The 26,452-nt window shown below is 41.1% G+C and carries 21 protein-coding genes; 10 read left to right on the forward strand and 11 right to left on the reverse strand.

Annotated features, from left to right (window positions below; all coding sequences use genetic code 11):
* Positions 1–290: 290 nt before the first annotated feature.
* From A923_RS0102775 to A923_RS0102795, 5 genes are all read left to right on the forward strand, one after another.
* The gene (locus A923_RS0102775) at positions 291–611 is read left to right on the forward strand and encodes an isoamylase early set domain-containing protein (RefSeq protein WP_017220121.1); all 321 of its coding nucleotides are present in this window, start codon (positions 291–293) and stop codon (positions 609–611) included.
* Between the two features lie 33 nt (positions 612–644).
* On the forward strand, positions 645–2,912 hold the full coding sequence (gene glgB / locus A923_RS0102780) for a 1,4-alpha-glucan branching protein GlgB (RefSeq protein ID WP_017220122.1): 2,268 nt from the start codon (positions 645–647) through the stop codon (positions 2,910–2,912).
* A gap of 31 nt (positions 2,913–2,943) precedes the next feature.
* On the forward strand, positions 2,944–5,442 hold the full coding sequence (locus A923_RS0102785) for a glycogen/starch/alpha-glucan phosphorylase (RefSeq protein ID WP_017220123.1): 2,499 nt from the start codon (positions 2,944–2,946) through the stop codon (positions 5,440–5,442).
* A 146-nt stretch (positions 5,443–5,588) separates the two neighbouring features.
* Positions 5,589–6,917, forward strand: a complete 1,329-nt coding sequence (gene glgC / locus A923_RS0102790; RefSeq protein WP_017220124.1) for a glucose-1-phosphate adenylyltransferase — start codon at positions 5,589–5,591, stop codon at positions 6,915–6,917.
* 196 nt (positions 6,918–7,113) lie between these two features.
* The gene (locus A923_RS0102795; RefSeq protein WP_017220125.1) at positions 7,114–8,679 is read left to right on the forward strand and encodes a glycogen synthase; all 1,566 of its coding nucleotides are present in this window, start codon (positions 7,114–7,116) and stop codon (positions 8,677–8,679) included.
* Positions 8,680–8,839: 160 nt separating this feature from the next.
* On the opposite strand, the gene A923_RS0102800 is transcribed toward A923_RS0102795, so the two are convergent.
* Together A923_RS0102800 and aspA are read right to left on the reverse strand one after the other, a co-directional pair.
* Positions 8,840–10,141: an anaerobic C4-dicarboxylate transporter gene (locus tag A923_RS0102800; RefSeq protein WP_017220126.1), complete on the reverse strand. Its 1,302-nt coding sequence runs from the start codon at positions 10,139–10,141 to the stop codon at positions 8,840–8,842.
* A gap of 121 nt (positions 10,142–10,262) precedes the next feature.
* A complete protein-coding gene (gene aspA, locus A923_RS0102805) occupies positions 10,263–11,726 on the reverse strand; it encodes an aspartate ammonia-lyase (protein ID WP_017220127.1) in 1,464 nt (487 codons plus the stop codon).
* A gap of 350 nt (positions 11,727–12,076) precedes the next feature.
* On the opposite strand from aspA, the gene A923_RS0102810 reads away from it, so the two are divergent.
* Positions 12,077–12,763 carry a glutathione S-transferase family protein gene (locus A923_RS0102810; RefSeq protein WP_272942714.1) on the forward strand — a complete coding sequence of 229 codons (687 nt, stop codon included), beginning with the start codon at positions 12,077–12,079 and terminating at the stop codon, positions 12,761–12,763.
* A gap of 228 nt (positions 12,764–12,991) precedes the next feature.
* On the opposite strand, the gene A923_RS21935 is transcribed toward A923_RS0102810, so the two are convergent.
* From A923_RS21935 to A923_RS0102825, 3 genes are all read right to left on the reverse strand, one after another.
* Entirely contained in the window at positions 12,992–13,810 is an 819-nt protein-coding gene (locus A923_RS21935; RefSeq protein ID WP_157532742.1) for a hypothetical protein, read from the reverse strand.
* A 195-nt stretch (positions 13,811–14,005) separates the two neighbouring features.
* Positions 14,006–15,943: a transglycosylase SLT domain-containing protein gene (locus A923_RS0102820; protein WP_017220130.1), complete on the reverse strand. Its 1,938-nt coding sequence runs from the start codon at positions 15,941–15,943 to the stop codon at positions 14,006–14,008.
* Between the two features lie 153 nt (positions 15,944–16,096).
* Entirely contained in the window at positions 16,097–17,305 is a 1,209-nt protein-coding gene (locus A923_RS0102825) for an EAL and HDOD domain-containing protein (RefSeq protein ID WP_017220131.1), read from the reverse strand.
* Between the two features lie 293 nt (positions 17,306–17,598).
* Here A923_RS0102825 and A923_RS0102830 point away from each other — a divergent pair, with 293 nt between their 5' ends.
* Positions 17,599–18,465 (forward strand): DNA replication terminus site-binding protein, encoded by an 867-nt coding sequence (locus A923_RS0102830; protein WP_017220132.1) that lies wholly within the window; start codon positions 17,599–17,601, stop codon positions 18,463–18,465.
* Positions 18,466–18,494: 29 nt separating this feature from the next.
* Here the strand turns inward: A923_RS0102830 and A923_RS22880 are convergent, their stop codons facing one another.
* Positions 18,495–18,929, reverse strand: a complete 435-nt coding sequence (locus A923_RS22880; RefSeq protein WP_017220133.1) for a TM2 domain-containing protein — start codon at positions 18,927–18,929, stop codon at positions 18,495–18,497.
* Positions 18,930–19,339: 410 nt separating this feature from the next.
* On the opposite strand from A923_RS22880, the gene A923_RS0102840 reads away from it, so the two are divergent.
* Positions 19,340–19,759, forward strand: coding sequence for a CBS domain-containing protein (locus tag A923_RS0102840; protein ID WP_017220134.1), 420 nt, complete (start codon positions 19,340–19,342; stop codon positions 19,757–19,759).
* Positions 19,760–19,878: 119 nt separating this feature from the next.
* On the opposite strand, the gene A923_RS0102845 is transcribed toward A923_RS0102840, so the two are convergent.
* Positions 19,879–21,057 (reverse strand): multidrug effflux MFS transporter, encoded by a 1,179-nt coding sequence (locus A923_RS0102845; RefSeq protein WP_026006033.1) that lies wholly within the window; start codon positions 21,055–21,057, stop codon positions 19,879–19,881.
* Between the two features lie 229 nt (positions 21,058–21,286).
* On the opposite strand from A923_RS0102845, the gene A923_RS0102850 reads away from it, so the two are divergent.
* Complete coding sequence (locus tag A923_RS0102850) at positions 21,287–21,781, forward strand: MarR family winged helix-turn-helix transcriptional regulator (RefSeq protein WP_017220136.1); 495 nt, start codon at positions 21,287–21,289, stop codon at positions 21,779–21,781.
* A 91-nt stretch (positions 21,782–21,872) separates the two neighbouring features.
* On the opposite strand, the gene A923_RS0102855 is transcribed toward A923_RS0102850, so the two are convergent.
* From A923_RS0102855 to A923_RS0102870, 4 genes are all read right to left on the reverse strand, one after another.
* The gene (locus tag A923_RS0102855) at positions 21,873–22,400 is read right to left on the reverse strand and encodes a hypothetical protein (protein WP_017220137.1); all 528 of its coding nucleotides are present in this window, start codon (positions 22,398–22,400) and stop codon (positions 21,873–21,875) included.
* A 320-nt stretch (positions 22,401–22,720) separates the two neighbouring features.
* Complete coding sequence (locus tag A923_RS0102860; RefSeq protein ID WP_017220138.1) at positions 22,721–23,713, reverse strand: Gfo/Idh/MocA family protein; 993 nt, start codon at positions 23,711–23,713, stop codon at positions 22,721–22,723.
* 223 nt (positions 23,714–23,936) lie between these two features.
* Positions 23,937–24,656: a tRNA-uridine aminocarboxypropyltransferase gene (locus A923_RS0102865; RefSeq protein ID WP_017220139.1), complete on the reverse strand. Its 720-nt coding sequence runs from the start codon at positions 24,654–24,656 to the stop codon at positions 23,937–23,939.
* 134 nt (positions 24,657–24,790) lie between these two features.
* Positions 24,791–25,375, reverse strand: a complete 585-nt coding sequence (locus A923_RS0102870; RefSeq protein WP_017220140.1) for a hypothetical protein — start codon at positions 25,373–25,375, stop codon at positions 24,791–24,793.
* Between the two features lie 340 nt (positions 25,376–25,715).
* Between A923_RS0102870 and A923_RS0102875 the strand changes: the two genes are divergently transcribed.
* Positions 25,716–26,432, forward strand: coding sequence for an MOSC domain-containing protein (locus A923_RS0102875; protein WP_017220141.1), 717 nt, complete (start codon positions 25,716–25,718; stop codon positions 26,430–26,432).
* The last annotated feature ends 20 nt before the right edge of the window (positions 26,433–26,452 follow it).

A 26,452-nucleotide genomic window follows, 5' to 3' on the forward strand; every position in this document is an offset into this window, starting at 1 on the left:
ACCAGTATTTCACTCATCCGTCCAGGCAAAAAGTATTACTAATTAGTTAATTTTTAATTAAAATAAACAAAAACTGTTGTTCACACACAAGAAACGACACTCAGTTACGAATGAAAGATATTAATCGTGACACAGATCACAAAACATCGTCTAAAAACTTTTAACAAGCTCAAAAAGACACGATAATACCCACATAGGAATACTCAATTAGGTTGATTTATTTAATTTGGGTACCAAAACGAAACCTGGCTTAAGTGATTAGAGCTGCGACATGTAACAAGGAAGATAAAATGTTAAAAAAACGTTTTTTTAAAACAAAATCGGAAGCCGATGTAACGTTTGAATTCGCCTGTGACACAAATAACGCACTATTAAGTAGTGATACGGTTGAACTGTTTTGCGACTTTAATGACTGGCAAGCATTACCAATGAAATACATTAAGAAAGAAAAAGTATTTCGCACCAAGGTTCGTTTACCTGAAAATAAACAATTTCATTTCCGTTACTTAATTAATAGTAACGAATGGCATAACGATCATAAAGCAGACTTATATTTACCTAATACGTTCGGCACTGACAACAGCGTTGTATCTACGTTACGGTCTGCATAAATAGTTAACACTACCTTTAATCCAGGATGGAGCATGAGTGACATTTCGACTACACCAACAATAGCGACTCGTTTTGAAGATCGTTTTAACCATGAAATAGATGCCCTTAATAAAGGTGAACTCTATGACCCGTTTGCTTTTTTAGGCCCGCACCAAATTAGTAAAGATGAATACGAACTGAAAGTATTCATTCCCGGTGCACAGCACGTTTATTATCAAGATAAGAATCAGCAGTGTCGTTATCAACGCGTCGGCACCAGTGATCTCTTCATCCTTATCTTGTCAGCAAAACGATACAACGCCAATTATCAACTAACGATCGCTTATCCTTTCTCAACGATTGTTGAACAAGACCCTTATAAGTTCTCGTCTACGCTTGATGCTAATGCAGTTTACCTGTTTAACGAAGGTACGTTAGAACAAGCTCAACGTCATTTAGGTGCACATTGGACGACCACTGATAATGTGGAAGGTGTCCGTTTTACAGTTTGGGCACCCAACGCACGTTCGGTCAGCTTAATTGGTAACTTTAACCATTGGAACACCACGCGTCACCCAATGCGTAAACACCTAGGTGCGGGCATTTGGGAAATTTTCATTGCGGATATAGCCGACTCTGAAGACGATAATAACTACAAGTTTAGTATTGTTACCGAACATGGTGAGCGCTTAGAAAAAGCCGACCCGTTCGCGTCAGCAATGCAACTGCGACCACAAACAGCATCATGTGTACCGACTAAAGCCCGCTCTGCGGTATGGCAAAAATCGCCAGCTAAAGCTTGGACACAACGTGCTGAACGCAACGCGATAGACGCACCAATCACTATCTATGAAGTCCATGCGGGTTCGTGGAAACGTGATGAGAATAACCAGTTCCTCAGCTATAAAGCGATGTCAGAACAGCTTGTACCTTATGCTAAAGAGCTTGGTTTCACCCATATCCAATTAATGCCAATTAGTGAGTTTCCATTCGATGGTTCGTGGGGTTATCAGCCTGTTGGTTTATTCGCACCGACCAGTCGTTTTGGTAGCCTAGCAGATTTCCAATTCTTTGTAGATGCTTGTCACGCTGCCAACATAGGGTTACTCATCGATTGGGTGCCGGGACACTTCCCTGCTGATGACCACGGTTTAGCTCAGTTTGATGGCTCTCACCTGTTTGAACACGCCGATAAACGCCAAGGTTTCCACCCCGATTGGAATACCCACATCTTTAATTATGATCGTGCCGAAGTACAAAGTTTCTTAATTTCTAATGCCCTCGCTTGGTTTGATAACTTTGCCATTGATGGCCTGCGTGTTGATGCCGTTGCGTCTATGCTGTATCTCGATTACAGCCGTAAAGAAGGTGAATGGATCCCGAATGAACACGGTGGTCGTGAAAACCTAGGCGCGATTGAATTACTAAAACAAGTGAATCAACGCTGCTACAAAAACCACCCCGGCATCATGATGGTTGCAGAAGAATCAACAGCTTGGCCTGGTGTGACTAACTTTGTCGACCAAGGTGGTCTAGGTTTTGGTTACAAGTGGAACATGGGTTGGATGAATGACAGCTTAGAATACATGAGCTGTGACCCACTCTATCGTCAACATCACCACCATGAAATGACGTTCTCATTGGCGTATGCCTTTAGTGAAAACTTTATCTTACCGTTAAGCCACGACGAAGTTGTGCACGGTAAAGGTTCATTGCTTAACAAGATGCCGGGCGATGATTGGCAGAAATTTGCTAATTTACGCGCTTATTACGGTTTCATGTGGGCGCACCCAGGTAAGAAATTGTTGTTTATGGGTTGTGAGTTTGGTCAACGTGCCGAATGGAATCATGATCAATCGCTCGACTGGCATTTACTTGAGCAATCACCACACCAAGGTGTGCAAGATCTCATAAAAACATTAAACCACAACTACTGTCATCAAACTGCCTTGTTTGAGTTAGACACTGATCATAACGGTTTTGATTGGATTGACGCCAGTAACGCCGAACAGTCTGTGTTTAGTTTCTTACGTTATAGCAAAGCCAAAGCTGAACATGTTGTCGTGGTAGCGAATATGACACCAGCCTGCCAATCACACTATCGTATTGGTGTACCAAGCAACGGTGACTATGACGTTATCGTCAATACCGATGATGCGCAATTTGGTGGTAGCGGTTTTGCAACGCAAACACGTTACACCGCTGAGCACGTTGAATGGCAGGGTTATCATCAAAGTATTTGTATCGCCCTACCGCCGTTATCAACAGTGTACTTAGCACCAAAAAAGAATAACAAACGAACAACAGCTAAAAACAATTAATCAGCCCAAATGTCATAATAAAGGAAGTTATATGTCATTAAAAAAACAAAAATCTAAAACAAACAAAGTTTGTAAATTAGAGACAAAAAATGGGCCTGTGGTAAATGCCAGCACTTTGCCTGAAGATTTAAAGCGTCATTTCCATTACACCCTAGGGCGTGATGAAGTTGGTGAGTCTCCGCAGTATTTATATCATGCGCTAGCATTAACAATCCGTGACCGCCTGATGGAAAAATCACGCGAGACCAAGAAACAACAGCAAGCACAACCTACCCGCCGCGCCGCTTACCTGTCGTTAGAATTTTTGATGGGTCGTGCATTGGGTAACGCAGTACTAAATTTAGATTTAGAAGACAGCGTCCGTAAAGGCTTAACACATTACAGCAGCGAGCTAGAATCAATTGCTGAGTCAGAACACGATGCTGGTTTAGGTAACGGCGGTCTAGGTCGACTAGCCGCTTGTTTCCTAGATAGTTGCGCAAGTTTAGCCTTGCCAGTAACAGGTTATGGTATCCGTTATGAATACGGTATGTTTAACCAAAGCATTGAAAATGGACATCAAGTAGAACATCCAGATAACTGGCTACGTGATGGTCACCCTTGGGAAGTCGCAGCACCAGAACATAAACGCCGCGTTAAATTCTTTGGCCATGTAGAAACGTACCAAGACAAAGAAGGCCGTACTCATCACCAATGGGTAGGTACTGAAGATGTACTAGCTGTACCTTATGATGTGCCAGTTCCGGGTTACCAAAACGGTATCGTCAATACGTTACGTCTTTGGAAGTCAGCGGCGACTGATGAGTTTGACCTAGGTGAATTCAACGCTGGTAGCTACACAGAAGCCGTAGCGCGTAAAAACTTAGCTGAACAAATCACCATGGTATTGTATCCAAACGATGCCAGTGAAAACGGTAAAGAACTGCGTTTACGTCAGCAATACTTCCTGACTTCAGCTAGCTTACAAGACATTATGGCTGAATGGGTAAAAGTACACGGTAGCGACTTTACTGATTTTGCTAAATACCACGTATTCCAACTTAACGATACCCATCCAAGTGTGGCTGTTGCTGAGTTAATGCGTCTATTACTCGATGACCATGATTTAGATTGGGACGCTGCATGGCAGATCACCACATCAACGATGGCTTACACTAACCATACGTTATTGCCTGAAGCATTAGAAAAATGGTCTGTGCGTTTATTCTCACACCTATTACCGCGTGTACTGGAAATCATTTTTGAAATCAACGCTCGCTTCTTAACGGAAGTAGCTTGTAAATGGCCTGGTGACGTTAATAAGCAACGCGCCTTGTCAATTATTGAAGAAGGCGACGACCCACAAGTACGCATGGCTTACCTTGCGATCGTGGGCAGTTTCTCGGTAAACGGCGTTGCAGCATTGCATACCCAACTACTGAGCGAAGGTTTGTTTAACGACTTCTATCAGTTAACACCAAACAAATTTAACAACAAAACCAATGGTGTTACCCCACGCCGTTGGTTAGCGCATTGCAATCCAAAACTGAGTGAGTTAATCAGTGACAAGATTGGTAATGACTGGACTCGTGATCTAAGCCAAATTAGCCAACTACGTCGTTACTACGATAACGAAAAGTTCCATGCTAAATGGCAAGACGTTAAACAACACAACAAGCAACAATTAGCTGATTTAGTGAAAGAAGCTTGTGGCGTTGAATTCGATACCAACATGATGTTTGACGTACAAGTTAAACGTATGCACGAATACAAACGTCAGCTGCTTAATATCATGCATGTTATCCATCTTTATGACCGCATTCGTCGCGGTGATACAGACGGCATGACGCCACGCTGTGTATTAATTGGTGGTAAAGCCGCGCCGGGTTACTTCATTGCTAAGTTAACGATTAAATTAATCAACAATGTCGCAGCAACGATCAACGCCGATCCGCTAGCACAACCTTGGTTACGTGTTGCTTTCTTACCAAACTACAACGTTACCGCGATGGAAACGATTTGTGCGGCAACCGACTTGTCAGAACAGATTTCTACAGCCGGTAAAGAAGCGTCAGGTACTGGCAACATGAAGTTCATGATGAATGGTGCGGCGACTATCGGTACGTTAGATGGTGCCAACATCGAGATCCGCGATGCGGTTGGTGCAGATAACTTCTTCTTGTTTGGCGCGCGTAGCGAACAAGTAGCCGGTATCCGTGAACACTATAATCCTGCGCAATTAATTGCTAACGACCACAACTTGAATAACGTGATGGAATTACTTAATAGCGGTCACTTCAACTTGTTTGAAAGTGGCTTATTCCAACCATTAATCGACTCGATTTTAAATGAGCATGATCAATGGTTAGTCGCGCATGATTTCGCTGGTTACTGTAAAGCACAACAAGCAGCTGCCCTTGTCTATCAAGATAAAGAAGCGTGGACACGTCTCAGTATTTTGAATACAGCAGCAAGTGGCACGTTCTCAAGTGACCGTACCATTAATGAATACAACAACGACATTTGGAATCTAACACCACTGAATGTTTAACTGCACTTACAATTACAAAAACGTTTAAAATCAGGGCTTCAGCAAAGTTTCAAAGCCCTGCACATTACTTATTAAGTGCTTTATTTGATTGATTATTTAAAGCACTTGATATAAACCGAATTCGACAAAGCTTATGGAGAAGTAATATGTCACAAGGTGCACATCGTTATATTAGTAACTTAACTAAAGATACTTACGCCCTTATCCTTGCAGGTGGCCGCGGTAGTCGTTTACATGAGTTAACTGATTGGCGCGCAAAACCAGCCGTATTTTTCGGCGGAAAATTCCGTATTATCGACTTCCCATTATCTAATTGCATTAACTCTGGGATCCGTCGTGTTGGTATTGCAACACAGTACAAATCACATTCATTAATCCGTCACGTAAACCGTGGTTGGGGACACTTCAAAAAAGAATTGTCTGAGTCTGTAGAGATCTTACCGGCATCACAGCGTTACGGTAACGACTGGTATTCAGGTACGGCAGACGCGGTATTCCAAAACATGGATATTATCCGCGCTGAAAAGCCAAAATACGTAATGATCTTGTCTGGTGACCATGTATATCGTATGGATTACGGTGATCTGCTAGCTAAGCATTTGGAAAATGGCGCAGACATGACGGTATGCTGCATTGAAGTACCAACGGAAGAAGCCGCTGGTCAATTTGGTGTAATGACAGTTGATACTGATAACCGTGTTAAACGTTTTGATGAAAAACCAGCACAACCGAATGAAATTCCGGGTAAACCAGGTCAATGTTTAGCATCAATGGGGAACTATGTATTTAATACTGAGTTCCTATTCGAACAGCTAGAAAAAGATGCAACTCGTGAAACTTCAGATCGTGATTTTGGTAATGACATCATTCCATCAATCATTGATGATCATCAAGTGTTTGCATTCCCATTCAGCGACCCTGATAGCGACAAACAACCGTACTGGCGCGATGTAGGTACACTGGATTCATTCTGGGAAGCGAATATGGAACTGGTTACACCAGAACCACAGCTTGACCTGTATGATTCAAGCTGGCCGATTTGGACGTACCAAGAACAACTACCACCGGCTAAGTTTATTTTTGATAACGATGTACGTCGTGGTATGGCTGTTGATTCAACGGTTTCAGGTGGCTGTATTATTTCTGGATCAACGATCCGTAAATCACTGTTATTCTCTAACGTACATGTGCACTCGTTCTCGACAGTTGAAGAGTCGGTGATACTACCGGGTGCTAATATCGGTGAAAACTGTCAATTACGTCGTACTATCGTTGACAGTAACTGCGAATTACCAGCAGGCTTAATCGTTGGTCATGATGCAGAACAAGATATTGCTAATGGCTTCCGTGTATCGCCAAAAGGCATCACGTTAATCACCTCTGATATGCTGAAAAGAATGGCAGAGAAACAAGCGAAAGCAGCGCCGGAGCTAGTTGCTGAACTCGCGCCGAAAACAACGCCGGAACTTGTTTAACGGATAGTTAATAACGAGACATTGGCAATAAGTAGCCTAGGTTATTTATTGCCAACTACGGTCAACAAGCGCTATAAATAATAAGCAATAAGCAATAAGCCACTTAACTAAGTGACTTATTGCTGTTTTTGTTTTATAACTTCAAGATATCCCTAATAATACCACTTTACTATTCTGCTTTAAGGACAATTTATTCATGCACGTTTTAATGATAGCGGCCGAAAATGATGCGATACCAGGTGCTAAAGTTGGTGGCGTTGCTGACGTCGTTCGAGATTTACCAAAAGCCTTGCCTCAACATGATGTAACGGTTGACGTTGTGATCCCAGATTATGGTCATTACGCGACAAAATTTGAGTCACATCAACTTGCTCGTGTTAACGTTGAGTTTGCCGGCCAAACAGAAACAGTTACCCTATTCGAACTTTTCTTACCTGCAAGTGTTGCGAAAGTCCGTCAATTTGTATTGCAACACCCGCTATTTTCTCAAGACGGCAGTGTTTACAGTCACGACGAAGGCAATCGCCCTTTCGCCACTGACGCAACCAAATACGCGCTATTCAACCTTGCTGTATGCCAACTGCTTATCGAGTCGAAATTCACCCGACCTGATGTATTACATTTACATGATTGGCACAGTGCAACAGTCGCGGTATTAAGCGAATACGCACCGCAGTATAAACAGCTTGCGAGCATTCATACCGTGTACACAGTACACAACATTGCTTTGCAAGGTATTCGACCTATTGCAGACGATGAATCAAGCTTACGCCATTGGTTCCCTAGCCTTAATTTTGATCAAAGTGTTATTTGCGACCCGCGTTATACCCATTGCTATAACCCAATGCGTGCTGGTATCAACCTGTGTAATAAAGTCCATGTAGTATCACCAACGTACGCAGAAGAAGTATTACACGCCAGTGATGCTGCAAATGGTTTCTTCGGTGGTGAAGGCCTAGAACAAGACTTAGCAGCCGCTAAAAAGCAGGGTCGCTTAGTCGGTATTTTAAATGGCTGTGAATACGCAGACACGGTAAGTAAGATACGCGCGAAGAAACCAGCGCTAAAAACATTTTTAGCGCCAGCACAACAGCAAGTTAAACGTTGGTTAGCACAATCAGCACAATTAAAAACTGTACATTACCTCGCTAACGAACAGATTAATAGCTGGAACAGCCAAGCCCCCTTCACTGATTTCTTAGTCACGAGCATTGGCCGTTTAACCGATCAAAAAGCACTGTTGTTACGTCAACCTTATCAAGGTAAAACCGTATTGTCGGTATTGCTTGATGATCTTGCGCGTGTGAATGGTCGAATGATTATTCTGGGTTCGGGTGATACTCAAATTGAATTTGAATTCATGCAGCTAATGGCAAGTCATGACAATTTCTTATTCTTGAATGGTTATGGCCAAGCATTGTCAGATCAGATGTATCTACATGGCGATCTGTTCTTAATGCCAAGCTCATTTGAACCTTGTGGTATCAGCCAGATGTTAGCAATGCGTGACGGTCAACCTTGTCTTGTACATGCGGTTGGTGGTTTGAAAGACACAGTGCAGCATTTAGAAAATGGCTTTAGCTTTAATGGTTCATCACTACAAGAACAGAGCGATAACTTAATTGCCGCCTTTAATGATGCGATCAAGCTTCACGCAAGCAAGCCAAAGACATGGGCTAAGATTGCAGACAACGCCAAGTCAGCACGCTTTAGCTGGCAAGAAAGCACTAAACAGTATCTAGAGCTGCTTTATACGCACTAAACAATTGCGTGTTTAAGCAGTTATCTATATGAGAATAAAAAACCACCCCGCTCTACTTATATAGTTGCTTGGTGGTTTTTTTATGCCTGAACGAAAAAGACGACATTTAACTAAATGACGTCTTTGTTCGCTTCACTGTCTTTATTTAGGCTAGTGCCAATTAAAGAATAAGCCCGCCAAACACAAAACCAAGTGCAACAGACGTTGAAATAGTCGCGACACCAGGAATGAAGAATGGGTGGTTAAAGACTAAGTTACCAATACGTGTTGAGCCGGTATCATCCATCTCTACCGCGGCAAGCAATGTCGGGTAAGTTGGTAATACAAACAGCGCACTTACAGCAGCAAAAGAAGCCACAGCGGTAATAGGTGCAACACCAATCGCAAGCGCCGCTGGCATCAATGCTGTCGTTGTTGCGCCTTGAGAGTAAAGCAACATTGACGCAAAGAATAAAACAACCGCTAACATCCAAGGATATTGTTCAAGGATACTGGCTGAAAACTCTTTGATGTCACCGATATGAGCCGACACAAACGTATCACCCAACCAAGCAACACCCAGCACACACACACAAGCACTCATGCCTGATTTGAATGTCGCCGCGTTAGCAATTTGCGAGGCATCAATCTTAGTGAAACTCACAATGCACGCTGCAGCAGTCAGCATTAACGCCATAATGGCTTCGTTACGTCCAATTGTTGGATTTTCAATAAGACCTACGCTACCACTGATCATCGTTGCATAAGCGACAACAGCCACAATAGCGGCACAGAAAATATAAACAGATGTTTTGGCTGTCGGTAAAATGTCACGTTTACCTTCACCGTTCATTTTAATCAGACCCTTTGCAAGGCGGTCTTGATACACAGGATCGTCTTTTAGTTCACAGCCTAAGTAGTTTGCAACAAATGCACCCACCATACACGCTAAGAATGTTGACGGAATACAAACAGCTAATAGTGATAAGTAATCAACACCAAGTGGCTCAAGAATACCTGAGAAGAATACCACTGCGGCTGATATTGGCGACGCAGTAATAGCAATTTGCGACGCAACAACAGCAATAGACAAGGGACGCGATGGACGAATACCTTGTTCTTTTGCTACTTCAGCAATCACAGGCAGTGTCGAGAACGCCGTGTGACCCGTACCTGCTAACACAGTCATGAAATAAGTCACGATTGGTGCGTAGAAAGTAATGCGTTTTGGGTTTTTACGTAGAAATTTTTCAGCTAAATCAACTAGCCAATCCATACCACCAGCCACTTGCATTGCTGCAATTGCGGTGATCACTGACATGATGATTAAAATAACATCGATAGGGATAGAACCCGCATCGAGACCTAAGATCATGGTTAAGACAAGTACGCCCGCACCACCCGCAAACCCGATACCAATACCGCCAATACGCGCACCTAAATAGATGAACAGCAGTACGACAAAAAGTTGTACAACAATCATAGTAAACTCCGATTAAGATTAAAAAATATCTGATAGATAAATCTGTATTTTTCGAATACAGATTTATGCTTAGCGAACAGTCAATATATTTTTAACTTGATTTTATACTATCTAGCGTTGATTAAACCGCTTTAGTAAAACGTTGGCCTGTGTATTTTGGTTTCATTAGGTTTTCGATAGAGAAGATTTCATCTAACTCTGCTTCAGACAATAACCCACGTTCCAATACCACTTCACGTACGTTCTTACCTGTTTCAGCACAGATTTTACCGATAACGTCGCCTTCATGGTGTCCAATGAATGGGTTTAGGTAAGTGATAATACCAATTGAATTTAACACGAAGTCTTGGCATACCTTGCGGTTAGCAGTAATGCCTTTAACGCATTTATCTTGTAGCGTGAAACACGCATTTTCTAATAACGACAATGATTCAAACAGGCATTGACCAATCACAGGTTCCATTACGTTCAATTGTAATTGACCCGCTTCAGCAGCCATCGTAATAGTTAAATCGTTACCACATACTTTAAACGCAACTTGGTTAACCACTTCTGGAATAACTGGGTTTACTTTTGCAGGCATAATTGATGAACCAGCTTGCATTTCTGGTAGGTTAATTTCATTTAAACCAGTACGCGGGCCAGAAGAAAGCAGGCGTAAATCGTTACAAATTTTAGATAGTTTCACTGCTAAACGTTTTAAGCCACTCGACAACATGACATAAGCGCCACAGTCAGACGTTGCTTCAACTAAGTCTTCTGCAGGTACAAATGCATGACCTGTAATTTCAGCTAATTTTTCAATCGCTAGTTCAGAATAACCAACTGGCGAGTTTAAACCTGTGCCGATAGCAGTCGCGCCGAGGTTGATTTCAAGCAATAATTCTTGGCAACGGTTAATACTTCTAATTTCTTCTTTTAGCGTAATACCAAAGGCGTGGAATTCTTGACCTAATGTCATCGGTACTGCGTCTTGTAACTGCGTACGGCCCATTTTCAATACGTCGTTAAACTCTTCGGCTTTGTCTAAAAAGGTTTCGCTTAATGACGTTAGCGCCACTAATACTGCATTGCTGCGTTCAAACAAGGCTACACGGAAGCCAGTAGGATAAGCATCATTGGTACTTTGACTTTTATTCACGTGGTCATTTGGGTTGATGTGGTTATAAGCACCTTTAGCATGTCCCATCTGCTCTAACGCGATATTGGCGATAACTTCATTGGTATTCATGTTTACCGATGTGCCCGCGCCACCTTGGAATGCATCAACCGGGAATTGATTGTAAAAACGGTCGGTTGCTAACAATGTATTACATGCGTTAACAATAGCTTCACTGATTTCTTCTGGGATAGTGCCGAGAATACCGTTAGCTAATGCCGCTGCTTTTTTGGTTTTTACCATGCCGCGAACAAACTCAGGACAATCGCCAATTTTCTCTTTACTGATGTTAAAATTTACCATCGCTCTTAATGTGTGAATACCGTAGTAAGCCTGAGCTGGTATTTGTTTCACACCGAGTAAATCAGTTTCTAGACGGGTTTCTAGGTTAGTTTCTACGGTTGGATTGGTTGTTAATACTGTCATGAGTACACTCTGCTAATTGGATAATGTCTAAAGGATATATAAAGATTATGGGAGGATAATACGTTCTATTGTTTTTAATAAAGTGGGTTTTGATCACCTTTTAAAAACAAAGATTTGCGAATATGACGAATGTTTTTTTCGACCTCTGAATCAGCATGTTTTATGTATTTTTATAATTGATCCATACGCAAATACCTCTTAATGGCTAGTGAATCAATAATGCTTTAAATGGTAATAAACTATAGTGTTTGCATTAATACGGGTGTTTTATGAACTTTATACTGTTAGTTAGATGATTTAGCATGAAAAACAGCATTAAATACCGATGGTGATATAGTAGTTTCATTGCGTTGATTAAAAGGAGAGATATTATTTACACATTATATTGGGATCGTGGTGGCGCCAACATGGCCACTCACGCCGTACTGGAAGAATTAGGCGTGGCTTATGAGTTAGTCGAGATCGACTTAGCGAAAAAAATGCAACGTACACCTGAGTATCTAGCGATAAACCCGAACGGTAAGGTGCCGACATTACAGCACCGCGGCGAGATCATTTATGAATCGGCGGCGATTCTAATGTATATACTTGACCAACACCCAGAAAGTGGTTTAGCGCCCGCACTAACGTCTCCACTACGCGGTCATTATTATCAATACCTCACTTGGATGTCGAACACACTACAGGACGCAGCTAACCGCTGGGCTCACCCGGAGCACTATATTACTAACAATGACAACGTCATTGATGATAACGATACTGATTTGAACCGAATAATGGATAAAGCAACCCAAGATCTGAACCGTTGTTGGAGCATCATCGATGATGAACTGGGTAACAAAGGCCCATGGCTTTTAGGCGACAACATAAGCGGCGCCGACTTTCATTTGTTTATGGTAGCCTATTGGAGCCGTCGATATGATAGTAGTGCGCAGGACTGGCCAAACTTACTCCGCCACCAGCAAGCGATGCTGCAACGAAATTCTATTCAACAGATGATGTATCAGGAAGGGCTGACGTTGAATACTGAAACGTGAGGCGCTAAGCATCCAGTAAAATGGAACATGGATGAGGGATGTTTTTGGCTTAGCGTTATTATAGGCTTGGTTCGATCACCCTAAGCCATTAATGGACAGAAACGCGTTAGGGATTTCACTCTAACGCGAATGGTTCAGATAAGAAAAAGTATCTTGGAGTATTAAATGTTTGCATAGGGGAATTAACCCTGTTTTTGGCTAATGTGAGACCAAGCCCCTTAACTACAACTAAACGTCTAACTTCCTCCAGTGGTATTTTCCATCTGCTTTCAATGAGGCTATACCTCTCGTCACAGTGATAGGCTCTTCAATTAAACGTTTAGTTTCAATGATTGAGCTAATATCACTGATATCACCAATATTCAGTTCTAGCGCTCCACTTGCGTTTAGAAGTGAATCCTTGGCTCCTAGTACAAACCTATACTCACGTTGCCAATCATAGTGTTTATCTTTAACGAATAGGCCGATTTTGCCTTTGTGCTTGGACATTTTCTTATAGTCAACAATTCCACAGCCTCCATCCATGTAGTCGTTAACGAAAAAATCGGCTCGATTTATAGCGTCAGAATATCGCTGGAAGAACTTTGCTGGTTTATTAATGAGTAGAGTATGTGAACCAAACTTTTTCATTCTTCGATCCATATGATACTTATCATCTTTTAAGTGACGGATATTTCCTTGCTTATCCTCACCTATACAGCTCATACAGAAAATAAAGGTGTTTTTAGGTGATGGAACACCCAAAGAAACCTCTGTTCCTTTAGGTATATTTACTTCACTAAACGACGGATGGTTCAAAGCAATCTCTATTCTGTGATTATTATGTACGACGCCTGTTTGAAATTGCACATAAGTAGATTCCAATTCATCACTACGAACCTTTACTCCATCTTCACCTTTAAGCTCACTGAAATAGTCAATACTATTCATATAGAGAAGGCCTTTCTGCATCTGCTGCAAACGTTCTAAAGGTGCTACTTTCATGAGTAGCCAATACCTTTTTACAGGTTGATTTTCTTGTTGGAAAAGTTCAAGCATTCTGTCCATTATGACGTCTCAAGTTCTTATCGTATCTATGACCCATCATTGCATAATGAACCATTAGAAAATCTTGGGCAACAGAGAGGTGTGAGTAAATCATGAATGTTTGATGCTAAATGGTTTTGGGGCAGAATCGAGTTAGAGTTGTTGCAAAAGCAATAGTGAAGGCAGCACTACCAATAAGCAATGCTGACGAGAAGATTAAAAACGCGCGTTGAGCTCTTTAGGCTTAAGAAACTCAAGCGGTTTATCTAAGATATGCTGATAAATAACGTTATAGACTAAAACATTTTTGACATAACGTCGGGTTTCTTTATAGGGAATGGCTTCAATCCAACTGTCCATGGCTAAGGCTTTCTCTGCCCTGCCGTCTTCACTACCTTGCCAGCGATCAACTCGGTTAGGGCCCGCATTATACGCCGCAGTTGCCAACACCCTATTCCCTTCATATCGCGTAAGTAAGCTATCAAAATAGGCTGCACCTAACTGGACATTAATCTCGCCATCGGTTAATTGTGATCTTCTCTTATAATCTTTCAACCCGATTTTAAGTGCAGTCTCTTTTGCCGTTCCCGGCATCAGTTGCATATAACCACGCGCCCCGACCGGCGAATTGGCAAACTCGTCAAACGAACTTTCTTGGCGCGTAATGGCATAAATATAGCTTGAATCAAGTTCATACAGATTGGCATTCGCATAAAACAATTGGGGTTTAGCAGCGGGAAAACGGATATTTAAAGCATCCCAACTTTTAGACAGAATACTAGCAACGACTGAAAGGTGCGCCCAGCCTTTTTGAAAGGCGAACAAACCTAACTGCCTTTGCAAATTGATGCTTTTACCGGTAATTAAGACCCGCCACTCACGTTTAAGTAAATACATGTGTTTGTGGAAATATAGTTCATCAATATGTGCAAGTTGTGCTTTAAGGGGATCTAAATCTTGCTGCTGTCTGCTGACAATATTCGCATTAAATTGATAATCCATCCCTAATTTTTGCGCAGACAGAAAGCCATAATAATTACGTTCTGTCGCGATATTTTGATAAAGTTTATCAGCTTGATCTTGTTGCTGTTTATTTTCAAATACCCGTGCTTGCCAATACAACCATTTACTATCCAGCTGTTTACTATCCACTTGCTTAATTTCGTTCAACTGCGACAGCCAATGTTCTATATCGGGCCAATGATTAAATCTAATCGCATAACGAATACGACGCTCCGTTAATTTTACATCCTGTAAAGCCGAAAGCGTTTTATCTAACCAAGGAAACAATGTGCTTTCATTACGGCTCATAATGCGTGATATAAGATACTTTTTTAACTTGGTTTGCTCTGCCGATGTAAATGATTTTTGACGCTCATAACTCAGATAAGCATCTAATCCTAACTCAATATCTTTTTTAGCCAATCGTTTAATGCTGGCGACTAAAAAGTCGTGGCTAGCATCTTCTTTGTTGTTAAATAAGGGGCTGTTTAATAGCTTTTTCGGGGTTCTATGTAAAGCATATAACTGCTTAGCCAACAATTCATTTTCCTTGTCCATTAAGGTGATTAAATAGGACATAAGGGCTTTTTTATTATTTGTATAAGCTAAATGAAAACGCTTTAAAATTAATGCCTGCGATATTTGCTTGCTATCAAGATAATGCGCTAAAACGCTATCACAGGCATTCGGTAAGGAAGAGCCCGTTAACCAGATTTTTTGCACATCAGACCAAATTTCATCCGCTTGGTCTCCTGCTATTCGAGCCTGAAAATGGTAGCACTTCAAGTCGACTGAGTTGGGCAGTTGCGGATAGAAAGACAGATACTCATGCCAATACTGGTTTTTTGCTAAGTAATATAAGTAATTTCGCTGCAGATCATAACTGGCTCGACGATCAAGATTATCCTTTATAAAAGCTTGTACTGCAGACAAACTATCGCGACTAAAATGCGCTTTAAGTTGTTGGTATTCTAGGAGATAAGTTAATGGGTATGCGGGGATTAACTTTGTTGTTTGTACTGCTTCCGACCACATTTCTTGGGTTTGTAAGTCGGCCGCTTGCGTATACAAATCTCTTTGCTGACTCCACGTAAGCGAGGTTGCAAAACTTGAAAATGAAAATACAAACACACAAAGACATAATATTTTCATCGTTCTCTCCGCAAGATACCCTGAGCCGTAACGCAGAGAGGGGTAGCTGCTAGCATTATAGGTAAAGTGCAGCAAAAAATAACAATTTATTAACCTATTAATATTAACACAGGGGATAATAAGGTGCTATTGATTGCTTTAACACTTAGCCTATCAATCATCAAGCGTATAAACATCGCTCCATTTAACTGAATCAGCGTATTGACTTGCGAAGTGTTCTTCTGAAATGCCGAGTTCATTACAATAATGACTCACTTTATCCCAGTCTGCTTTTTCATACGATTTTACTGCATTAAGCAGGTGCCCAAGTTCACCTTTACCTTCATTCAATGCCAATTTAAGTTCGTCACTGAGCGGTAGATCGGTTATAAGCAGAGGTAAGGGTTTATTCAGTAAAGCATCCAACAAAGAAAACATGCCCATTAAAAAGGCTTGGCTTGGATCTGCTTTGAATGAGCCTTTCGTCACTAGCTGTTCGCAGATGTGCGCTCTTTGAATAGACAGGACATAGAGCGACTGAGGTTTGTGTTGGTTAGCATGCGCGATTGTCATTAAAGAAATAAACAGGCGTAATTTATCTTCCCCTAAATAAATAATCGCATGTTTAAATGAGGTTATCTCTTTGACAATCACAGAGGATGCATTTACATATTTAAGTAGTTTGTAAGATAAAGTCAGATCTTTAACGATCAGCTTTTCTATCACCGCATAATTAAGTTTAGGAGTGGCAATTTCTTTGCATAATTGCAATGTCACCTGTTCTGATGGTTGAATAACTCGTTGCTGCAACATTTCAGGTTTACTAAAGAAATAACCTTGAAAAAACTCAAAGCCAATTTTTTTCGCCTTTTGAAATTCTTCGTATGTTTCTACTTTTTCAGCTAAAAATTTAATCTTATATTCAAGATGACGATGAATAAAAAATTTTGCTTTAATGAGTGGAAAAGACTGGATATCAAACTTAATAAAATCGATGAAAGGTAGAAAACGTTCCCATCTAGCGTCAGGGATAAAATCATCAAGCGCCAGTTTGTAGCCTTTTTCAAAAAGAGTAACGACAGCCTCGAACAATTCATCTGTTGGTTCGCAGTCTTCCAGGATCTCAACAACAAGTTTATCTTTGGGGAATAACGTAGGTATGAGTGAAATTAAGCTATTGTATGGAAAGTTGATAAAAGCAAGCTTGTTTCCTGTTGTATTGAAACATGAATTCATAAATTGATCAGATAACAAGCGGCTAGTTGCTTGGTCTGCGTCCATATCCGGAAACGCGTTTTTTGGACCATCCCGAAATAGCAGCTCATAACCGATCGTATTTTTATCGATATCTAAGATCGGTTGTCTGGCTACGTAAGAATACATCTGTTACTACCTCTTTTATATACAGCTTATGGCATTAATATTATTGTAACGTCTACATTAACGTAAGTACAAATTTGCTTTACTGTGTGTGTATCATTTTTATAAAAAAGTCGCCCGACCTAACCAACACCGGTCACAAAATATTGAAATAACCCTTTAATTCTTCATATCGATCAACGAATGATCAGTGATGATCACATAGTGATCATCCGGATCCTCTCCCTATTGCATGATGGTCTACTCGTTACTATGCTAGTTATCAATAACGCCGATAACGGACACTAGAATTAGACATGACGGATATTAAAAGCCTATTTGATCAACTCACAGAACACCTACAAAAACTAGAAAAGCTATTGGCAACAACAAAGCCAGTGCAAGCATTAGTCAGCCGGATCCCTGCCGTGCTTAAAGGCCAAGAACAAGCCGTCATCAACGAAATAATACCCGAGTTAGCAACCGATATGCTGGCAATGAAACTCGCAGCTGAAGCGTTTAAAGACATCCACATTAAGCACCCCTTCTCGCAAAAATCGGCCCGTCGTTATGTGGGGATTATTCACTTACATCCAGAACACGAAAACAGCGCTAAGATCGTGGCTCAAATTAGCACCATTAATAGCCTCAAGGCCGAAATAGAACACGCCGTTGTCAGCGAGAATGACACGCGCCAAGCTCGCTTCAGTGCCATTCATGATAATTGCCCAGGCGTGATGACAGTGCACCTGTACCGCAAGATACATTGCTTAGATAATGAGGGGGTTAAATCAGTCCGTTTCAGTTGGCAACGTAAAGATTCGTTACACCAACCTGATAAGATCAAATTGTTAGGGGAAATAAATACGGAGAAGGACAGAGCAACGCCAGATAATCAATTGGCATTAACGCAGTTACATCAAAAGATCGCGACAACTGCAGAACATGAACTGCGCGTGCGTAGACCCGTAAAAGTGCAGCCAGCAGCTAATATTGTCAAGGTATCGGGATTGAAAACAGTGACCGCACCATTACCGATAATCGTAATACAAGTACAACCACTAGAAGCTAATGAAGTCGCTGAATTTATAGCGTCACATATGCGTAAGCCACGCTCAGACAAACGTAAGAATGTTATTTTGGGGACTTTTTCGGGTAAAGCCATTGAAAAAATAATAGCTTAATCAAATTAAGGCTGAGACTAAAAATAAACCTAGAACCAAGGACGGTTTTCTAACACATAATCACGTTCAAAATCGACATCTGATTTACACACATAAATAACGAATTCAACCATGGCAATCACCGCAATAACCATCGAAGGTAAACCGAGAAATACATAGCCAAATACAAACAATACCAACATACACAGGCCCTGTTTGTAATAGCCTAAATAGAACTTATGCGCGCCCACAGCACCAAAGAAAAAGGATAATAATACTGCCCATATTTTCTTGGATTTACCTTTGGTTGTCATTTTTATTTTATCCACTTTACCCGATTCTAAAATAAAACTAACGTCGCTGCCGACTCGTGGACTACTCTTGTCCATCCACTGCGCGGTATTAAAGCTATAATGACACCCATCCTTATCAGAAATAATGCCTGCTTTACTCCCAATATTAAATTCAAGGATCGATCCCTTCATCACTAAACTCCATTTATAATATATAAGTAACTAAATTATCACACAATTATTAACAATAACACCAAAATGACAGGTAGTTTCATCTTCATTAATCATACATAAATTATAATAAAATAACGGTTAATTGAATTAAACCGAGTATCGCCAAAGCGTGTGAGTATATTTATATAAAACCCTACAAACAATACATAAATCAGTTTTATATTATAAAAACATAAATTAAGTAAGGTTTTATGCTCAGCGGTTAATTTAACAGCATAACGGCTTAAAAATTTATTGAAAAAATAAACAAAAAGTATAGTTAACATATTGATTATTTGAAATAAAGCAATGTGAACTTGGGGTATATTAACGTATGCTAGACGAATGAGTCTCTACCCTATTAATAGTAAAATACGACGGAGTTAAGTATGAAAGTAAGAGATATAATGGCCAGCAATGTAATTTGTATCAGCCACAAAGCCAGTTTAAAAGACGCACATGAATTAATGCAAACTCGTGGGGTACGTCATTTACCTGTTATTTCCGAAACTGATGGCACTCTGGTTGGCGTGCTAACGCATAAAAAAATGATCAGTGCGGTTATGTCAATGATCAACAAATACGGTACAGATGCACTCGCAAGGAAAGAACGCGGCCAGTTAATCGAAGACTTGATGGAAACAGATTTTCAAAAGCTAACGGAAGATGAACCACTGAAAATTGTTGTTGAATACTTCATTGATAATAAGCTCGGTTGCCTACCGGTTATTGATAATGACAATAAGGTCATTGGCATTGTTACTTCATCTGACTTTGTTAAATTGTGCGCGCACTTACTGAATCAGTAATCGCGGTGATAAAAAGTACACTACAGGCTGGTAATCCTTCATCAGCCTATTCACCACATTGGCATTTTATCGTGACGACTTTCCAGTCACTTTTTATCGTTACTTATCTCGCAAATCCGTTATTTAAGAGAATAGCGAGCAGCAATCGTTGCGCCCGTCAGTGCCGTGATAGATGACATGAGCATGATGATCACCACAGGTTGCACTGACCCCATACTGACAAATGCCGATATCGCACTCACCGTACCACCAATGGTAAATTGAGTTGCTCCTAATACCGCAGAAGCAGAACCCGCATTCCGACCGAATCGTTTCATAAAACAGGCACTGGCATTAGCAATAACGGCGCCATTGGCTGAAATCGTAATAACAAACCCAACCACCATCACATATAAAGCGTCAGGCACGAATACAGATGCTGTCACTAATATTATACCGCCAAGTACTTGTAAGCATAAAAAGCCCTTGAGTAGCACCTCAGGTTCGAAACTCGCTAATAAGAATGTATTAGCGCGGTTAACCACAACCAAGCCACAGATATTGGCAAAGAATAGCATTGAAAATTGTTGTGGCGTTTGCCCGAACACTTCCATATACATCATCGACGCATTGGTTAAAAAGATCATCATGACTGTATAAGCAAATGCTTGAGCAACCATAAACCCTAAAGCGCGTTTTTCACTGAACACAGACAATAACCCAAACTTTTGTGGGATTTCGCCAGGTTTGTCTGCAACAGTCTCTTTTTTAACAGCCTTGGGCATATAACGCATAACAAGCATCGCCACCAGCACAGCGATGATTGCTAATGAATAAAAAATCCAACGCCAATCTGCTACCGACATAATAATCGTGCCAACAGTCGGTGCGATAGAAGGGGCTATCATCATAATCAGTGCAATTAACGAAAACAGTTTAGCCGCTTCTTTACCGCTGGTTGTATCACGAATTGTCGCCGGTACACCGACCACGGCCATACCACCGCCGATAGCTTGTATCACCCGCCAAAACCACAATACTTCAATCTGTGTTGCTGTCGTCAGCAATATACTGGCCAAGGCAAATACCACTAAACCGGCGATCATGGCATAACGACGGCCTTTCTTATCGGATAAAGGCCCGCCTATTAACTGCCCTATCGCCAGACCAAAAATATATAAACTCACCGTCACGGACATCAACGAGATATCGACACCCATTGCTTTCGCCATTGTTGGCATCGCAGGCAGGTAACTGTCTATCGTAAATGGGGTAAGCGCAAATACCGCCGCCAGAGTCAGTATTAATGTTTTGCTCATTTTACCGGCAACCGCCGATTGTTTAGTCCCAGAGACTTGCTCTGCGCTAACGTCTTGCTTACTATTATCTACTCTCATCTCGCGCTTCACCGCCGAGCATGTATTACTGATTGTCATATTACGCCTCAAACTTATCTTTCTGGAAAGAGAGTAACTAGACTTTAGCTTTCTGGCAAGATATATTGTCAAACGATTGTACAGGCCGATAGAAATGGAGAGGGAAAGAGTAATGGCTAATAGCATTAACGATATAGTAAAAGCGATGGATGATAACTGGCCTGAATGTGGTGAAACAGTGTCTCCAGACTTGCTGCGTTTACTTCAAGTCAGTGACTTGTTTCACAAACAGATGGAAGCTTTGGTCGCGACTTATGATTTACAACGTGCAGAGTTCAGCGTACTGAGTACGTTACGACGTAGCCCAATCCCCCACTCTTTATCTCCAACGGTATTATATCAATCGATGATCTTTAGTTCGGGGGGGTTAACAAAGGTATTGAATCGTTTAAGCCAAGCAGACTTGATTGATAGAATTGATAACCCTGAAGATAAACGCAGTAAGCTTGTGCAGTTGACCAGCAAAGGCAAACAATTAATTGAGATTGTTATGCCGACATTGCACCAAAGTGAAAGAGACTTATTAAGTGTTTTATCAACTGCAGAACGCCAACAGCTGAACACACTGATGCAACGCGTATTAGCAAATAACGAACCGAAAAATTAGCAGCAAGCGTGCAATGCGACAGTCGGTATCAAAGGCGCTAGCGCGAGTACACCAGCACCATTCTTACTGAAATTGCTATTGGTTTGTTACTTTAATTATAACTCGCGATGCTCATCTCCGTTCTAGCATGATTAAATACTTGCAGCGATGGGATCGATGGCACTGTCATTGTGCTGGTATTCTGTTGTAGAAACAAAGAAACTGGAAATTGTTTCGACGCGGCAAAATAAATCGACAGTAATTGTAATCCATCTTCTTGGTGTAACAGCTGCGTTTCGACCGATAAGGCTTCAAGCTTGTCTGCGTTTTCTAACCAAGTCAAAAATCCATTAAAGTCATCTTCAAGTACTTGATCACTGGCAAAACTAACTCTTAAAAAATCTAATTCTAAAAACGACCATAACGGCGCGATCTCTGATTCGTCACATATATCAATCTCGATATTAATACCATTAATACAATGACCATAATGTGTGAGATGGCTGATCTGACTAATATCAAAAGCCTGCTTCGTGTTGGCAATATTAATTTTTGCATTCGGTGTTTGCTGTAATAGAGTTTCCACTTCTTGGGTGGTCGGCACGTATTCAAACATGACTTCTCTGCGGTGCGATTCCATTGCAATACCTTCTTATCCATATGAACTATATTTTACTATTTAGACACTCTGTCTCATTATCCAGACTATTACATATATAAAATACGGTAAATATACCGTTTTCAAGAAATATGATCTAAACGACATAAAATGGAAATAAAGAGGTAGTTTTGTGATAAGCCCGATGAAGTGACATCATGTACGCTTTCATTTTTACAACATATGTATAACAAAAAAGTATAGGTGAACGCTTTTATATATTGTTATTTACAGCTTATAACGAACATGATGTAACATACTTAATAAATCCCTCTTTAAAAGAGATGGGTATAAGCGACACTTTAAGGTTCACCATGTAAAATCTGCGTCATTACCCAGCTCGTATGTAACGCCGTTTTACCACTTGAGGGGTGAGTTACATCATTCACAAGATGTTCACGCATATTCTCGACATGATGTAATTGAATATTTTCGGGATTATCAATGCTAAATTCTTGGCGTTCAGTTAACGTTTGCAACACAACCGCAGCCTCGTCAAACACTGAAAAACTGATTTCGCCTTTGCTGCCTGTTATAACAACGCGGTCTTCTCTTGTGCAGCCACCAAAATTCCAGCTGCCAATGCCCGTCACGCCACTTTTATGCTGCCAGCATGCCGTTACCGCATCTAACGATGAATACAGGCCTTGCTGATTCGACCCCAGTCCTTTAACAATATCGAACTCACCTAACAAATACGCAAACAGATCCAAACCATGACTGGCCAGATCATCAAAATAGCCACCCACAGCAACGGTTTTATCTGTGCGCCAGTTAAACTCACCCGATAAATCTAATGCATTGGCGGGTTTATTCAAAAATGCGTTAATTGTTCTTATGTCGCCGATCGCACCAGATTCAAGTAATGCTTTCACTTTGTTGAAACGCGGTAATGAACGGCGGTAATAAGCCACAAACAGCGGAATGTTTTTATCCTCAAAAGCCGTCACAATAGCCAGGCTATCCGCGTAACTCGGTGCAAGTGGTTTTTCAACACAACAAGGTTTACCCGCTGCTGCAACCTGCAGGGCATAAAATTTATGGCTATCAGGCGGTGTAGCGATATACACGGCATCAATATCATCGTTATTAATAATATCAGCTGCATTTGCAGAATATGCTTTTACGCTGTGTCGTTGTGCATAATCTTTAGCAAGTCCAAGATCACGGCGCATGACAGCGGAGAGTTCAAAACCAGCTGTTTTTTGATAAGCAGGGCCACTTTTCAGCTCTGTTACCGAGCCACAACCAATAATACCCCAGCGAATAGGTGCTGTTAGCATGTTGTTCTGCATATTCTATCCATTTTAATTTTTCTATAAAGCGAGGTAGTAATATAGGCTATTAATATAAATAAGAAAAGAACATGGATATTAAAAAAGAAAGAGGGGGAGATAAAACCAAAGCGGAATGTTGAAATGGGTTGCACACATAAATCCATGTATACAACCATACTGTTTAAATAACTATTTATTGGGCGTTATTTACTGATAACTATTTAAACATGACGACAGAGCATTAGACTGTTAACGTCTGTAAACGTTTAAGCGCTGCGTCAACACCGACATCAATTTGTTTGGTGCCTGCAAGGTAACGTTCACGAAAAACATCAAACCAACAAGACAGAATGTCTGCGTTTAATGTTTCGCCGTGATGGCCAAGTACCAATGACGCAACTTCTGCTGTCGCGAGTTGATTATCTTTAGCGGCTTTACGGATCTGATACTGTGAAACCACCTCGGGATCAAATGAAATAACCGGAAGATCATGCAACCAAGGGCTCTTCTTGAACATCTTCTTCGCTTCTCGCCAGCTACCATCCAACAAGATATATAACGGGCGTTTACCTGGTGCAATCGTTAACGCACCGGTTTGCACTCTTTCACGCTCAATCACGTACTCTTCTGGGAAGATAATGAATGGCTGCCAGCAATCTGTATTAATGATGTCGAGCATCTCTTGATTCGGCGCTGTACGTGACCATTTATAAGCAAACGTGTCTTCAATTACATCGGCGATAAGACGGCCGGTATTACTTGGTTTAATCATTTCATAATCAAACATCACCAACATAAAACCAGCGGTTGATTTGACCGATGGTCGATGCTCACAAATGCAAAACTGCTTGCCCAACATACAGAAATCACAACGAATTAATCGACCGCCACGGGCATTGAAAGGTTTGGTACTGTCAGCTAAACGCTGTGTTGCTAATCGATGAACATTATGAATGCGCATAAAGTGATACCACTTAAAAATAAATGATTAAATTACAGATAAAAAAATGACCCAGTACCAAGTTCTATCTCACCGTCGTGGGACAACACTTGCTACTAGGTCATTAACATATTTAGGTACGCGTCAAGCGTTACTTAATTATGGTGCTTACGATCTTCCAATTCAGATTTAGTCGCACGAACCTGACGCATAAAGAAATTAGCCATTGACGCAGCAGCAGGTTTCTTTTCTGGCGCTGGCGCTTTTGACGTAATTACGCGTGGTTTTCTTGGTACAACTGGTGCCGCAACAACAGGTGCTACAGGTACAACCGGTTTAACAGGCTGTGCAGCTGTTGCATGTACAGGGCGAACCTGATTCGTCGCAAACTGTGACGATGCAACATGTTGTCTTTGTTGATGCGCTTGTTGTTGCACATCCGCTTGCGGACGAGTTCTAATCACTTCTATCGAGTAAAGTTTACTTGAGATAGAGTTTGTCGACTGTGAGACTTGCTCACGACGTAAGCGTTCACCCGTTGATTTGAATTCTTGGTATTGTACTGCTAACCAATTTTTCAAATGCATTAACATACCTGCTTCAACTAATTCTAGGCAAGTTCTGTTGTTATACTCAACCAATTTCGTTTCTGAGAAATATGTCTTGGCTTCTGCTTCTGAGCCGATGCGTTCGACTAGTTCGAACCATGTTGATAAACCTAATACTGTGTAATGACTCATTGTCTACCTTGCAGATAACCGGCTACATTTTAGTAGCTTTCTGTAAAAATTAGGAGGCGGATTCTATACCTTTACCGCCGAAATTAAAAGCATATTTATAAAAAAAACCTAAAAATAATGTGTTAACTCATAAATATGCACTTTCAACTCCATTTAGACTAGACTAAATTAAATTTTTAGTGTTCCAGCTGAACAAAAAAATAACATTATTTTTTAGCCATGATAATAACACCTAAATTTAAAAGTCTATTATGCCAGCGTATTTCAATGTTCATTGCGATTTAGCATTGCTTCTGTAAAATCACCCAAACTAAATGCTTATTTATAAGGAAATATCAATATGGCTGATTACTCATCACCACCTGCCCAGCAACAACACACGATTCAAGTATATGTCGGTCAGGTTAAGCAACATTATGGTTTTGATTCTGCCATTGATAAAGACGCGGTCAACGACCGTATTTATCTATCAGAAATGGGGCTTGCAGAAGACACCAGCGCGGATAAAGAATACCACGGTGGTCTGGAACGAGCACTCCATCAATACCCTGCCGAGCATTATTCATTTTGGCAACAAACATTTTCACCACGCCGTGATACTCAACCGCAATTTGAAGCACCAGGCATGGGCGAAAATATCAGTACCATAGGCATGACAGAAGAAAATGTCTGCATTGGCGATCAATATCAATGGGGTGAAGCAGTGATCGAAGTCAGCCAGCCTCGCCTGCCTTGTAACAACCTCAATATACGTTGGGATACCAAAGACATCTCAGTTCAAATGCAAGCGCTGAGCCGCTGTGGCTGGTTATATCGCGTGATTAAACCGGGGTTGGTCAGTCACAACGATGCGCTAATCCGTATTAAACGACTTGAGTCACCAACAACAGTGAGACAAGTCTGTGAATTATTCTTTAGTAAGCCGTTGAACAAAGTAAACTTGGCGATCATAATCGACATGCCTGCGCTGTCACCGATCTGGGGTGATACAGCGCGTAAACGCTTAGCAACAAATATTGTTGAGAATTGGAATTTTAGATTGTTAGATCACGAGTAACTAATCTACAAACAAATTTT

It is taken from the genome of Moritella dasanensis ArB 0140 (assembly GCF_000276805.1).
GTDB lineage: Bacteria > Pseudomonadota > Gammaproteobacteria > Enterobacterales > Moritellaceae > Moritella > Moritella dasanensis.

Coding starts and splice junctions, on each gene's coding strand:
- A923_RS0102825 (WP_017220131.1), bottom strand. CDS start 17,305: ATGTATTCTTACGTAGCCAGACAACCGATCTTAGATATCGATAAAAAT.
- A923_RS0102795 (WP_017220125.1), top strand. CDS start 7,114: ATGCACGTTTTAATGATAGCGGCCGAAAATGATGCGATACCAGGTGCT.
- A923_RS0102830 (WP_017220132.1), top strand. CDS start 17,599: ATGACGGATATTAAAAGCCTATTTGATCAACTCACAGAACACCTACAA.
- glgB (WP_017220122.1), top strand. CDS start 645: ATGAGTGACATTTCGACTACACCAACAATAGCGACTCGTTTTGAAGAT.
- A923_RS0102860 (WP_017220138.1), bottom strand. CDS start 23,713: ATGCAGAACAACATGCTAACAGCACCTATTCGCTGGGGTATTATTGGT.
- A923_RS22880 (WP_017220133.1), bottom strand. CDS start 18,929: ATGAAGGGATCGATCCTTGAATTTAATATTGGGAGTAAAGCAGGCATT.
- A923_RS21935 (WP_157532742.1), bottom strand. CDS start 13,810: ATGGACAGAATGCTTGAACTTTTCCAACAAGAAAATCAACCTGTAAAA.
- A923_RS0102850 (WP_017220136.1), top strand. CDS start 21,287: ATGGCTAATAGCATTAACGATATAGTAAAAGCGATGGATGATAACTGG.
- A923_RS0102845 (WP_026006033.1), bottom strand. CDS start 21,057: ATGAGCAAAACATTAATACTGACTCTGGCGGCGGTATTTGCGCTTACC.
- A923_RS0102870 (WP_017220140.1), bottom strand. CDS start 25,375: ATGAGTCATTACACAGTATTAGGTTTATCAACATGGTTCGAACTAGTC.
- A923_RS0102855 (WP_017220137.1), bottom strand. CDS start 22,400: ATGGAATCGCACCGCAGAGAAGTCATGTTTGAATACGTGCCGACCACC.
- A923_RS0102820 (WP_017220130.1), bottom strand. CDS start 15,943: ATGAAAATATTATGTCTTTGTGTGTTTGTATTTTCATTTTCAAGTTTT.
- A923_RS0102775 (WP_017220121.1), top strand. CDS start 291: ATGTTAAAAAAACGTTTTTTTAAAACAAAATCGGAAGCCGATGTAACG.
- aspA (WP_017220127.1), bottom strand. CDS start 11,726: ATGACAGTATTAACAACCAATCCAACCGTAGAAACTAACCTAGAAACC.
- A923_RS0102800 (WP_017220126.1), bottom strand. CDS start 10,141: ATGATTGTTGTACAACTTTTTGTCGTACTGCTGTTCATCTATTTAGGT.
- A923_RS0102840 (WP_017220134.1), top strand. CDS start 19,340: ATGAAAGTAAGAGATATAATGGCCAGCAATGTAATTTGTATCAGCCAC.
- A923_RS0102875 (WP_017220141.1), top strand. CDS start 25,716: ATGGCTGATTACTCATCACCACCTGCCCAGCAACAACACACGATTCAA.
- A923_RS0102865 (WP_017220139.1), bottom strand. CDS start 24,656: ATGCGCATTCATAATGTTCATCGATTAGCAACACAGCGTTTAGCTGAC.
- A923_RS0102785 (WP_017220123.1), top strand. CDS start 2,944: ATGTCATTAAAAAAACAAAAATCTAAAACAAACAAAGTTTGTAAATTA.
- glgC (WP_017220124.1), top strand. CDS start 5,589: ATGTCACAAGGTGCACATCGTTATATTAGTAACTTAACTAAAGATACT.